At 57.2% G+C, this 12325-nt stretch carries 13 protein-coding genes; 4 read left to right on the plus strand and 9 right to left on the minus strand.

What is annotated here, in order from left to right; genetic code table 11:
- The first annotated feature begins 113 nt into the window (after window positions 1-113).
- Complete coding sequence (locus IB237_RS22975) at window positions 114-998, plus strand: LysR family transcriptional regulator (RefSeq protein WP_192491053.1); 885 nt, start codon at window positions 114-116, stop codon at window positions 996-998.
- Between the two features lie 44 nt (window positions 999-1042).
- On the opposite strand, the gene IB237_RS22980 is transcribed toward IB237_RS22975, so the two are convergent.
- Window positions 1043-1966 carry an NADP-dependent oxidoreductase gene (locus tag IB237_RS22980; RefSeq protein WP_192491054.1) on the minus strand — a complete coding sequence of 308 codons (924 nt, stop codon included), beginning with the start codon at window positions 1964-1966 and terminating at the stop codon, window positions 1043-1045.
- A 67-nt stretch (window positions 1967-2033) separates the two neighbouring features.
- Between IB237_RS22980 and IB237_RS22985 the strand changes: the two genes are divergently transcribed.
- Together IB237_RS22985 and IB237_RS22990 are read left to right on the plus strand one after the other, a co-directional pair.
- Window positions 2034-2843, plus strand: a complete 810-nt coding sequence (locus tag IB237_RS22985; RefSeq protein ID WP_246788226.1) for a helix-turn-helix domain-containing protein — start codon at window positions 2034-2036, stop codon at window positions 2841-2843.
- 88 nt (window positions 2844-2931) lie between these two features.
- A complete protein-coding gene (locus tag IB237_RS22990) occupies window positions 2932-3744 on the plus strand; it encodes a nucleotidyltransferase domain-containing protein (protein ID WP_192491055.1) in 813 nt (270 codons plus the stop codon).
- Window positions 3745-3784: 40 nt separating this feature from the next.
- On the opposite strand, the gene IB237_RS22995 is transcribed toward IB237_RS22990, so the two are convergent.
- The 3 genes from IB237_RS22995 to IB237_RS23005 form a co-directional block, all read right to left on the minus strand.
- Window positions 3785-4852 carry a hypothetical protein gene (locus tag IB237_RS22995; protein WP_210324071.1) on the minus strand — a complete coding sequence of 356 codons (1068 nt, stop codon included), beginning with the start codon at window positions 4850-4852 and terminating at the stop codon, window positions 3785-3787.
- A 115-nt stretch (window positions 4853-4967) separates the two neighbouring features.
- The gene (locus IB237_RS23000) at window positions 4968-6536 is read right to left on the minus strand and encodes a histidine kinase dimerization/phospho-acceptor domain-containing protein (RefSeq protein WP_192491056.1); all 1569 of its coding nucleotides are present in this window, start codon (window positions 6534-6536) and stop codon (window positions 4968-4970) included.
- Window positions 6533-7249 (minus strand): response regulator transcription factor, encoded by a 717-nt coding sequence (locus tag IB237_RS23005; RefSeq protein ID WP_192491057.1) that lies wholly within the window; start codon window positions 7247-7249, stop codon window positions 6533-6535. Before IB237_RS23005 ends, IB237_RS23000 begins: the two co-directional genes overlap by 4 nt.
- 201 nt (window positions 7250-7450) lie before the next feature.
- On the opposite strand from IB237_RS23005, the gene IB237_RS23010 reads away from it, so the two are divergent.
- On the plus strand, window positions 7451-7846 hold the full coding sequence (locus tag IB237_RS23010; RefSeq protein ID WP_192491058.1) for a DUF6331 family protein: 396 nt from the start codon (window positions 7451-7453) through the stop codon (window positions 7844-7846).
- Between the two features lie 154 nt (window positions 7847-8000).
- Here the strand turns inward: IB237_RS23010 and IB237_RS23015 are convergent, their stop codons facing one another.
- The 5 genes from IB237_RS23015 to IB237_RS23035 form a co-directional block, all read right to left on the minus strand.
- A complete protein-coding gene (locus tag IB237_RS23015; protein ID WP_192491059.1) occupies window positions 8001-8228 on the minus strand; it encodes a hypothetical protein in 228 nt (75 codons plus the stop codon).
- A 90-nt stretch (window positions 8229-8318) separates the two neighbouring features.
- Window positions 8319-8633: a hypothetical protein gene (locus IB237_RS23020; protein WP_192491060.1), complete on the minus strand. Its 315-nt coding sequence runs from the start codon at window positions 8631-8633 to the stop codon at window positions 8319-8321.
- A 207-nt stretch (window positions 8634-8840) separates the two neighbouring features.
- A complete protein-coding gene (locus IB237_RS23025; RefSeq protein ID WP_192491061.1) occupies window positions 8841-9956 on the minus strand; it encodes a hypothetical protein in 1116 nt (371 codons plus the stop codon).
- Window positions 9957-10219: 263 nt separating this feature from the next.
- Complete coding sequence (locus tag IB237_RS23030) at window positions 10220-10651, minus strand: VOC family protein (RefSeq protein WP_192491062.1); 432 nt, start codon at window positions 10649-10651, stop codon at window positions 10220-10222.
- Window positions 10652-10775: 124 nt separating this feature from the next.
- Entirely contained in the window at window positions 10776-12317 is a 1542-nt protein-coding gene (locus IB237_RS23035) for an aldehyde dehydrogenase family protein (RefSeq protein WP_192491063.1), read from the minus strand.
- Window positions 12318-12325 lie beyond the last annotated feature (8 nt).

Raw genomic sequence — 12325 nt, forward strand, 5'->3', positions numbered from 1 at the left:
CCAAATCGGCACGAGCGATGGTTGCCGGTCAGCTGTAAAGGCTCGTCAGGCAAGGAAAAATTCTCTACAATTCACAACACTTTGGAATTTTTGTCGTGCATGGGAGATGAGTTTTGGACAGTTTCGGGGCGCTCCATGCCTTTGTTCACGCGGCCGATACCGGTGGTTTTACCGAGGCGGGTCGCAAGCTCGGTGTCACGGCATCGGCGGTAAGCAAGGCCGTACAACGTCTGGAAGAGCGGCTTGGCGTGCAGCTGTTTCATCGATCGACCCGCAGCATCACCCTGACCGAGGAAGGGGCGATGTTTCTCAAACGCTGTCGTCATATCCTCAGAGAGTTTGAGGCGGCCGAAACCGAACTGTCGCAAACGCGGCAGGCACCGCAGGGTAAACTACGCCTCAGCCTGCCGTCCTTGGGCAGCCTGTTTGTGCAGAGGATTGCCGGGTTCAAACGGCTCTACCCGCAGATCGAACTGGAACTCGATTTCACCGATCGTATCGTTGATGTGATCGATGAGGGTTTTGACGCGGTGATCCGCACCGGAGACCATGCCGACAGCCGCCTGATGAAACGCACGCTTGGTTATTACCGCCGGGTGATCATCGGTTCACCGGACTATTTTCGCGATGCCGGTATTCCAGAGCGTCCGCAAGACCTTGCCACCCATCCCTGCCTGATCTACCGCTTCGCCACCACTGGCAAGCTGGACAAATGGCCGCTGTCCGATGGCGGGAAACCGGTTCATGTCGAGCTTTTGAACAGCGCCGTCATGAACACGCTCGACCCGCAAATCTGTTTTGCCGAAAATGGTCTTGGCCTTGCCTGTGTTCCGGATCTTGCCGTGCGCAACCAGTTGCAAAGCGGCCGTCTGGTCAGTGTCCTCGATGACTATCTGCCCACGAAAACACAGATCAGCGTCATGTGGCCGACGAGCAAACATCTGTCGCCCAAACTACGCGCCTTCGTGGATTTTGCCGCCGAACATCTGCCGGGATGATGGGCGGCGACACTCCCCTCGCCGCGCCCGATCAGGTATGCCGTCTAGTGCTGACCGATGACATCAAGCACGATCTTGCCACGGGTGCGCCCGGCCTCGGAGAGATCAAAGGCCTGGTTGATCTCTGCAAGCGGCAGCACCGTTGCGACGGTGGGTTTCAGTTTCCCTGCCTCAACCAGCTCCCTGATCGACATTAGCTGTTGTGCATTGGCTTTGCAGAAAATGCGGGCAGCGCCAACACCATATCTGTCTGCCTCATCGGCGGGGAACGCCACGGCAGTGACCAGAAAACCGCCCTTCTTCAGCGGCAGGAATGCCTTGTCGAAGGTGTCGCCGCCGACCGTGTCGAACACCACATCGATATCCTTGGTCATGGTGTCAAAGGGTTGGCTTTTGTAATCAATGAACTGATCTGCGCCGAGGCTGCGGATATAGTCCTCATTGCGGGCTGATCCCATGGCGGTGACATGCGCACCCTTGGCCTTGGCAAGTTGCACGGCAAGCGAACCGACACCGCCAGAACTGTTTGTGATCAACAGCTTCTGGCCGCTCTGAAGTTTGGCGAGATCAAACATCGCCTGCCATGCGGTGAGCGCGCCAAGTGGTATGGCGGCACTTTCCATGAAGTCGAGATTGGCCGGTTTGTGGGCAATGTCGTCGGCCTTGGCAATGGCATAATCTGCAAACCCGCCGGTCGGGATAATGCCATAGACCGCATCGCCCGGTTTGAAGTTGCTGACGGCATCGCCGAGTTGTTCGATGGTGCCGGCAATTTCTCCGCCAAGATGAATGGGCAGCGACAGGCCCATGCGCTGGCCAAGGCCGCCACGGATTTTCCAGTCGACGGGATTGACCCCTGCGGCGTGGACCTTGACCAGAACCTCACTTGGCCCCGGCACCGGGCGATCAACGTCGGTATAGTCTACCACGTCATTATTGCCGTATTGTCTGATGACGACCGCTTTCATCTCTCGTACCTCATTTCGGGTGCTTGTGCCGCTGGGCTTTGCACGCGCTCGACCTTTGATACTGGCCATGATAGACCAACGGCTTGGCGATGTGACGCCAATCCGCATCGCGCAGAGGCCAAACCGGATGCACAAACCGCCCTTTACCCTGCACCGTGGTTTCAAACAGCGTGGCATGGGCATGCCGACCCACACCCATGAAGAAGCGCAGCTGACCTTTGCCGCATCCGGCATGGTGCAGGTGTTGACGGAGGCCGGTCGCTGGCTGGTGCCGCCGCAGCTTGCCGTGTGGATACCGGCCGGCGTTTCACATCGGGTCGAGGTGCTGACCGATGCTGAACTGTGGATGGTCAACTGGGAACCAGCGGTGGCCGAGGCATGGGCGCCGCCAACCCAGCTGGACCGGCCGTTTACGCTGAGGGTGACGCCGCTGATGCAGGCGCTGCTTGACGCTGCCTTTTCCGACACGACCGGGCCGGACAAGGTTGAACTGGTCGCAAGGCTGATGCTGCATGAACTGACGGAGACGGCGCACGCCCCGACCTTTCTGCCCCTGCCCGTCAGCCAGATTGGCAAACGGGTGGCGGATCTCGCCCTCGAGGACCGCCGTAATCAGTTGAACATTGATGAGCTGGCGGCACGGGCGGCAACCTCGGTGCGCACGGTCAGCCGGCTTTTTCCGGAGGAAACCAGCATGACGCTGAAATCCTGGCGGCAGCGTGCCCGCATCGTGCAGGCCATGGACCAGCTGGGCCGAGGTTATGCCATTGCCCGCGTTGCCAGTGAGTTCGGCTTTTCCAGCACAGCGTCATTCTCCTGCGCCTTCCGGCAGGTCACGGCCATGACACCGACGATGTTTCTTGATTATCCCGGCTGAACTCGACCACCTGGCGTAACGCAACCTCACGCGACGGCAGCCATATCTCACCCATTGCCGATATCGCGGCTTTTGCTAGGATCGACTTATGGCCAACCTCGATCCGAAAGATTTGTCCCACGCCAGAGACCGTCTGCTTGATGTAGCCACGGATCATTTTTGCGCCAATGCGGATGTACTTGGCCTGTTTGTGTCCGGGTCGCTGGCGGCGGGCAGTTTTGACGCCTATTCCGACATAGACCTGCGGGTTGTCGTGCGGCCTGAACGCCACGGCTGGTTCGTGCAAAACAGGCGTAATATTCCTATGGAATGGCCGGGTTTCCTGTTCAATGAATGGATGCCCGGCACCCGCCACTGTGTTTCGCATTTCGCACCATTCAACAAGGTCGATATCTTTTATCTTGATGCAGCGAAACTGGTGCCATCGCCATGGTATCGGCTTCCGACGATCATTCTCCACGATCCGGAAATGATCGTGGCTGGGCTAGTTGAGGCATCGCGGGAATTGCCGTTTACCGTCACTGCCGACGAGGTAGATATCTCCATCAGCAAAGGCATTGCGGCCGCGCATGAGACTTTCCGGCGGGCAAAACGTGGCGAGCTGGTTTACGCCCAGACCCTGCTGGATGAACTGCGCCACCATATGATGCTGGCCGATGACTGGCTTTATGAGCGCACGGCAGAAACGACTGTGCTCGCCAAGTTTGACCAGCGTGGCAGTGCAGATGTGTTGCAGGTGCTTGGCAACTCCTATTGCGCGCTTGAGGCCGACAAGATTTTGACTGCACTTAGTGGATTGGTGGCGAACTATCGATTGCAGGTCCAAGGCCTGCATGCACGTTTCAAGCCTCGCCGCCCGATCGACAATGATCTGGCGGCGCTCTATGTCATCAGTCAGTGACCTCCGGCTTTCGTGCGGTCATTGACAACTGGATACCCGTTTATTCTGCGAAACAGGGCAGCACGTCCTCTTCGAAATAGGGCTGCTGGTTGACCCAGAACATGTAGTTCACTTTGAGAAAATCTGCTGCGAAGGCGTGTAGCATCGGCACCAGATTTTTGCGCTTCTTGACGACCTTTTCAGTGCCGGTTTCGCCAATGTAATTGCCATCCTGCACCGCAATGCCAAGCGGTACCGTGAAGCTGTTCTCATGCATCATGGCAAGCGCGTGGTTCAGCTGGTTCTTGCGGGTTACCATTAGGTCGGGTGCACCAAGGCCAACGCCGATCTGGTTGCCAAAGTCGTAGATGCCGCGCAGATAACCCTTGTCGTCCCACGGCAACCACTCATCCGGCATGAAGTTGGCATAGATCATGGTTGTCGATTTCGGGAATGCGGTCTTCAACGCCTGCATGTTGGCTCTAATGCCCTCAATGTAACGCGCGGCCGAGAAGGAATGATCGGACTTGGCGGTGACGCCAATTGCGGTTTCCTGCAGGTTTATCCCTTCAATGCGGCCATCGAATTCCTTGCCGAGTGCCAGCAACAGGCTCTCGAGGCGCGCATGAACACTGTCGTTCCAGCGTTTGGCCACCCAGCCCTCAAGCTTGCCGTCATCGGTATATTGGCCGGTAACGCCACCGTCGAATTTTTCTGTCAGCAGGTAGTTCGGCACCGGCTTGTATTCGGGGGAGAATGACGCATCCTGCAGCTGGATGAACAGCTTCTTGCCATGTTGGGCAAGGTAATCGACATCGGCCTTGATGTCGGAAAAGTCATATTGCCCTTCGCTCGGTTCAAGGTTGCGCCAGGAATACATGATCTGTGCGCCGGAAAAACGTGCGTTGGTCAGCAGCGGATGGCCCTGAATTGCTTCACGATCGCGGCTGAAATAGACGAAATTGTTGATGCCATCCGGTTTCACCGGGCATGTCGCCTTTGAATATGGCTCAGAGGCTCTCAGATAACGATTGGCGATGTTGTCAGCGGCGCTGGCAGGCGTGGCGATAAGGGCAGATAGTGGCGAGGCAAGCGCAATGGCAAGGCCAAACAGGAGCTTTACGTTCATTGGTTTTCCTATCGAATGAGCAGGTTTTTTGGTGCCTGCCTGGCCTGTCTAGCGCGCATGGCGCGCTGGTTCGCCCGTGGTGTCGTGCAGCTTTGGTGCAGATTGTGTGCAGAGATCAGTCGCCTGGAAAGAATATCTCAAAGCGTGCGCCCTCTTCGTGGCGCACAGGACGAAGCGTTGCGCCGTAAAGATCCAGAATGGCAATGACGATGGCAAGCCCTAGGCCTGTGCCGCCTTCTTCGCGCCGCGTTGTGAAAAACGGCTGGCCAAGCCGGGTCAGATCAACGTCGGCAAATCCGCGACCATTGTCGGTAATGATCAGTTGTCGGCCATTCCAATGCAACAACAGCCTGTCGGCACTGTGGTGGCGGGCATTTTGCGCCATGTGGGACAGAATGGTGCGGCCATGTAGCAGCGAAAGCGGCAGTGTCGCCTGCCCGTCATTGACGGAGATTTCCAGGCCATCTTCCGCCGGTGACATCTGGGATAAGCGGGTTGGCACATGGCTGGATTGACCTAAAACGTGCTGCCGTGCCCGTGTTATCTCCCGCAACTGGTCCAGCAGTCTGGTCATGCGATCGCCCTGCTCGCGGATTGTGGCGGCCAGCGCACGCTGCGTTTCTGGTGGCAGGTCGCCGTCTTCAAGCAGTTCGGCAGCCCCGACGATGGAGGTGACCGGCGATTTAAGCTCATGCGTGACATGATTGGTGTAGATGGTGATTTCTTTGGAGCGTTGTGACAGGCTGGTGGCCATGGTCAGCAATGCGTCACCCAGTTGCGCTATTTCGGCAATGCCGTAATGGCCAAGCGGCGCAAGGTCGGTATCATCGCCATTTGCAACCCGCCGTGCCTGATTGCGCAGGGCAAGCAGCGGCCGCAGCACAGCCCACACCAGAAACGACCCGATGATCATCGCGCCGAGCACCGTCACCGCGGCCAGCGTGATGAAGGCGGTTGCCTCCTGCGAGGAATAGTTTTCAAGCGGCCGCGGCGTGCGCGAAATATACACCGCGCCAATCACCCGGTTGGCGCTGATGACGGGGTATGTGATCAACACACGAAAACCCGTGCCGCGGCTGACGGATAAAAACGGCCAGCGGGCATCGGCATCGCTGCGCCAGCGAAGTGCTGCACCCACCTCGCCCCGCAGTGCCTTTTCGACCTCTGGCACACTGGCAAAGCTCATCGGTGTGGCCGCTTGCAGATCAAGCCCCTGAAAATCCACAAACACCACGCTCGAAAGCGTGGTGCGACCGGCGCGTTCCGCCAAAGTCTTCAGTCCGTCTGCTATCTGCTGGTAGCGTGGACCGAGCGTCTTGTCGGTAGGCATCGCATCCGGCCGGGTCGGTTCAATGGTGTTGACGCGCAGATCCAGCAGCGAATTGAAGGTGCGTGCTTCGGCATTCCAGAAGACGCGCATTGGCGGCGGCAGGTAGTACCCAGGTGTGGCGGTGTCGCCTTCGGTCTTTGTCGCCTCAAAAGCCTGCGCATAGGCACCGGCATAGATGGCGGCCTGCTTGAGCAAGGCGGATTCTGTCTCGCGCATGAACCAGTTGGTGCCAAGTTGCAGGGCAAAAATTGCCACTGATGGCACGGCCAGCAGGCTGGCGCAGACCAATGTCACGACCAGTGCCATGCGCGGACGCCACTTGTGCGGCACACGGCTGACCAGCGGCCTTGTCATGTGTTTTGCCCATTCGGGCCAATTGTGCAGGGACCAAGCCGCAGGCCGACACCGCGTACCGTCTCGATGATGTCTGCGTAACCCAGTGCGGCGGCTTTTGCCCTGATGTTTCTGACATGACTGTCAAGTGTGCGGCCCGACAGGCTGGAGTTGTTGCCATAGGCCTCTTTGATCAGCATGTTGCGATCCAGAACGAAACCCGGTCGAGCCAGCAGAATGCTGAGGACTGAAAATTCGGTCGCTGTCAGGTCAAGTGCCTGGTGGCGCAATGTGCAGGCATGGCGGTTGAGATCAACCACCAGATCGCCATGACTTATGACTCGGGGGCTGACGACGTAGTCCTGCACGGGCCTGACCCGTGCCAATATGGCCTTGATGCGCAGCACCAGTTCGCGCGGCGAAAATGGTTTGGTCACGTAATCATCTGCACCCAGTTCGAAACCCAGCACGCGGTCTATTTCGTCATCCTGCGCGGTCAAAAACAGCACCGGCACGTTGGAATTTGCGCGGATGGCGCGGCAACAGGCAAAACCATCCATGTCGGGCATGCCGATATCAAGCACAACCAGATCACAATGATTTTCAGCGATTGCCTGCAGCGCGCTGCGTCCGTCGCGGGCGTCCGCCACAGTCATGCCCGCCTTTTCCAGCGCCACCCGTACCACCGAGCGGATGGCGGGATCGTCATCGACAATCAAAATGTCCGGCTTCATCATGCCTCCCGGAACGCGTATTTATAGAGGCATCGCTGCCAGTGCGCCTGATATAACAGGCCGCCTTGCCGCTGGCGAGTTTGAAGCTTTTTCGGTTTTTCGTTGTCCGTTCGGGGGAACGGTTTTGTGGCTATGGTGAGATGCAACCATGGCGGAAATTCACTCTTGCATTCACATAAAATTCGATGCAATCACAGGCTTATGATAACTATAGAACTACCACCGAGCATTGCGTTTCTTTGCCAAAAAATGGAAACCAACTGCTTGGCTGAATGTTGCGGCATCGCAGCGTTTGATTTTTCCCCCTTCAATGTCATCCCTCACCTTACCTATCGAGGTGCGAACTTTTCTTCAGGGGCTGACGGTATCCAATCCGACTTAGATGCCTTCAGGACATATATCGAAACCTCTATCCCACCCGAAGAAAAGATGGTTGTAGACCAGCTCAACGCGATTTTATCGGTCCGTCAAATGATTCTTCTCATTGATCAGATTGGTTGGACTCTTTCAAAAGCGCGTAAAATCTATGCCCTTGAACATGAGCGCCTGAGGAATAGGAACTGGAAGTTCATGCAAAAAATGAACTCGATGAACTGACGGCAGCGGCTCCCCCGAGCGAATTTGAGGTGTTTTAGCAGTCAAAACCAAAGGGCGGCGCATGAAATGCCCCGCCCCTCGTCTCAAAATGTTTTTGCTAAAATAGCCTGAGGCGTTTCCAGCGAGACCGGTTTCCAGCGTCGCTGGAGCTGCTTTAGTGATGCGAGGCGATCTCGTTCAGGCCCTTGTGACGCGCCATGGCGTTTTGCAGATCCTGGAGGTTTCTGTTGCCCTCACGGTAGAGATTGAGGCAGATTTCGGCGGCTATGCTAACATCGGGATCATCCTTTGCCAGTGCATAATGACTGCGCCATGCCTGCAATGCAGTCTCGATGATTTTAAAATCCTTGGGTCCAAATGTGGTTTCCAGGAAGGACGACATTTTACTGCGATCTCCACGACGCGCGGGCCAAAAGCCGCTGTGTCGCACTACCAATGATATGTTGTTGCTTAATCCGTGGTGGCATTCAAGTTACCGACGGCGGTGGGTAAGCGAAAAGCGGTGGCCAAGCTGGGCCGCAATCATCGGTACGGCTGTCGCACCGGCGGCACCCAACCGAAAACGGTCTACGATACGACCGAGTACGAATGTTGCGGCGACCGTTGCGGCAATGCGCATCCATGGGCGATCCTGGCCGATGGCAAGAAAGGATTCCGGTTGTTTGCGGGATTTCAGCGTGGCAAGCTGCTTGCTGAGGTCTGCTACCTGCTTTTGCAGCTGGGCAATTTCGCTCTTCAACTGCGTAGGGGTGAGTGATTTGGCTCGAGTTGTTGTCGTGGTTTTCATCCCTAATTCCTTTACCTTGAGTACGTAAGCGAAACAGCGAAAGCGGCAAGAAGTTCCACACGCTGCGGTATATGTTGGCTTTACGCCACTGGTCCGCTTGATGTTGCCGTCTGCCTGGCCAGGTGTTCGATTTGGCCACGGCGTCAGCGAGCGACAGCCCCCGCCTCACGTGTGAGACAGGGGCTGCCTTCTTCAGGGGGAGCTTGGTTACTTTCTGTAGGCGAGACCGCCCCAGATGCGACCTTCGTCGCGGTGACGGCCACCATGAACGGCACCAATGTAGGCGGCAACCGCTGCGACAAGGGCAGATGCACCCAGCAGGAAGGCTGTGAGAATGCTGGTGATGCGGGCCTTCTCGGCAGCATCAGCTGCTGCAACCTTGGCATCTTCGACGGCTTTTTCTGCCTGTGCCCGGACTTCAGTCAACTGTTTCTGGGCTTCGTCGATCTTGGCCTGCGCTTCGGTACGCACCGTCTTTACACGCTCTACGGTTTCGGCAACGCGAACTTCTGCATCGGTTGGGCTAAGACCCGTGCGGGCAACGATCTGGTTTGTCAGCCAGATGCGGTCACCATCACTGATTTCACCTGTCGACAGCAAAGTGCCGAGGATACCGCTGACCTGACGCTGGGTGTAGGCCATGTTCTGGGTATCATCCATCTGTGAAATCTGCGGGTCTGTGCGCAACAGAACATCAGTGAAGTAGTCAACCGGGTTGGCCTTGAAGCCGCCTGGCAACATGTCGTTGACCGTAGGGGCTGCAGCCTGACCAACGCCCTGGGCAACACCGCCAACGGCACTGCCTGCACCGGAAATGACGCCACCGGCAAGCTGTCCAGCACCCTGTGCAGCGCCGCCGACTGCTGAGCCGGTTGCTTCAATTGCGGTGGCTGCAACATTGCCTGCTGCCTTGACGCCGCCAGACACCAGACCAACCGCCAGAAGCGTTGAAATGATGGTGCCGATGCCCCAGACTACCAGACCATTGATGCCATCACGGAAGGTCAGTTCATCGCGCGATGTCTCTACAGAAGGGTGACGCATGCGCCCGGTTACGTAACCGCCCAGCATGTAAGAGCCAACCATGGAGACGATGACGAACAATGACGTCAGGACCACCCATACTGTGCTGATATCGCCGCCATCATCAGCTGTGATGGAGCTAAGTCCTAAAGCGCCAGCAAACGTCGTCAGAACGGCAATGGAGCCGGATGCGATGACGGCACCAGCAAAAATGGCCGGCCAATCGACATGGCTACGGTTTGGCGTTTCCACCGGGGGAGTTCCCACTGCGGGAGTTTCAACAATGGTGTGATCGGTCATCAGCGTAGTCCCAGGAACGACAGAATGAACAAGACGATAACAACAAGGCCGACGAGATAGATAATAGAGTTCATTGGGTATCTCCTTACGGGAACGTACCAACCCTCACTTTGGAGGTTGATTGCGAACTGTAGAATTGCGAGCAATTCGCTCCCTGCCTAAACTCGCGTCCGGCGAAAAAGTTTCAGCATTGTTCAAAAATGCGTGACTGTGCGTGATGACAAGCTGTCATCGTACGGTATCAGACAAAACGTCCTGACATCCTAGAAGTCGATGACAACGGATGGTGCGCTGCGTTTTGCCTCACCGTGGAAGACGGCTTCGATATTGTTGCCGTCGGGATCAAGCACGAAAGCGGCGTAATAACCGGGGTGATAATTCTCGCGCTCGCCGGGCGCGCCATTGTCCTGCCCGCCATGTTCCAGTGCTGTTTTGTAAAAGGCATCCACCGTGGCGCGGTCCTTGGCCTGAAAGGCCAGATGGTGACGCCCGGTCAACACGCCCAGTGCCGCCGGACTTTTGGCGGAGGACACGACCAGTTCGTCGGCCCAGAAAAAATCGTCTGCCGTTTCGACAACCGGAATGTCGAGTACAGCAAGAACGGCGGTGTAAAAATGCTTGCTGACCTTCAGGTCGCGCACGACAAGCTGGATATGGTCGATGAGCCGACCGCGATGCAGTTGGTTGGTTTCCATGCTCATTCCCACCTTTTGTTATCCTCGCCATAGAGAATGCGGCATCCGGACATATCCGGCAAGGTGAAAGAGTTGGGCCTGAAACAGAAACGGGCCGGAATGACCGGCCCGCTTCATCCTGATTTTATCCGGCGAAATAACCGAAGGTAATCACCGGGTCTGCTGCGGTTTCCACCCAGATGCTCTTCGTCTGGGTATAGGCCAGAAGCGCGTCGCGACCGCTGGAGCGGCCATAACCGCTTTTGCCGAAGCCACCGAATGGCGACATGACGCTGATGGTCTTGTAACCATTGATCCAGAAGGTACCGGCGCGCACCTGCGATGCCACACGGTGGGCGCGGGCCACATTCTGGGTCCACACGGCACCGGCCAATCCGTAAGGATTGTCATTGGCCAGCGCGATTGCTTCTTCTTCGCTGTCGAATGGTGTGACGCCAACCACCGGGCCAAACACCTCTTCCTTTGACAGTGTTGCCTGTGGCGCGACATTGTCGAGAATGGTTGGGGCGAAATAATAACCGCCCGTTGCTTCCAGTTCTGATGGTTTGCGGCCACCGGTGGCAAGCGTTGCGCCTTCCTTGATGCCGGTTTCAACCATTTCCGTGATCTTGTTCCACTGGCGCAGGTTGTTGATCGGGCCGATCTGGGTGGTGTCCAGGAAGGGGTCGCCAACCGGAATGCGCTGGGTGGCCTCGGTATATTTCTCGACGAATTTCTGGTGTATGGAGCGGTGTACCAGAAGGCGCGAACCGGCAACGCAGCTTTGGCCGGCACCGCCGAAAATGGCCGACTGCGCACCGAGAATGGCGCGGTCGATATCGGCATCGTCAAACACGATATTGGCGGATTTGCCACCGAGTTCCAGAATGCATGGCACGACATTCTTGGCGGCTTCTGCCGCGATGATCGAACCGGCAAAGGCCGAACCGACAAACACCACAAGTCCGGTCTGCGGGTGGGCAATGGCGGCCTGACCGGCCGTGGTGCCCTGCCCGGCAATAACATTGACCAGACCGCGCGGTGCGCCGCCCTTTTCACACAACACACCCAGCAGAATGGTGCTGAGTGGTGTCAGTTCCGATGGCTTGATGACCACGGCATTGCCAGCGCAGATGGCCGGCGCAATTTGCCAGCCGCCGGTGTTGAGCGGCGCATTCCACGGGGTGATCTGCACCACAGTGCCAATGGGCTCGTTGCGGGTGTAGTTGAGGTGGGTTGTCGGCACGGGAATGACATCGCCATGCAGCTTGTCGCACCAGCCGGCATAATATTCGAACATTTCAGCGACCTTGGTCACCTCGCCTCTGATATCGCGGATCGGGCGACCGGCAGAGCGGCTTTCCACCTCGGCAATCACGGCGGCATTGGCGCGGATCTGGCGGGCGATTTCAAACATCACCCGGCCACGGCCGGATGCCGTCAGCTTCATCCACTCCTTCTGAGCGGTGGCTGCAGCATCCATCGCGGCATTGATGACCGCCTTGTCGGCATCCTTGTACTGCGCAAAAACCTTGCCGGTGGATGGGTCTGTCAGCGCCAGTTCGGTGCCAGAACCGGTGATGAATTCGCCGCCGACGAAGCTGGCAATGTCTTCCGCGCCGGTGATGGTCTTGTAGATTTCGCGGATGCGGGCGCCTGGCTCATTTGTCATGTTCAGATTATCCATTGATATCG

The organism is Agrobacterium sp. AGB01 (assembly GCF_014851585.1).
GTDB lineage: Bacteria > Pseudomonadota > Alphaproteobacteria > Rhizobiales > Rhizobiaceae > Agrobacterium.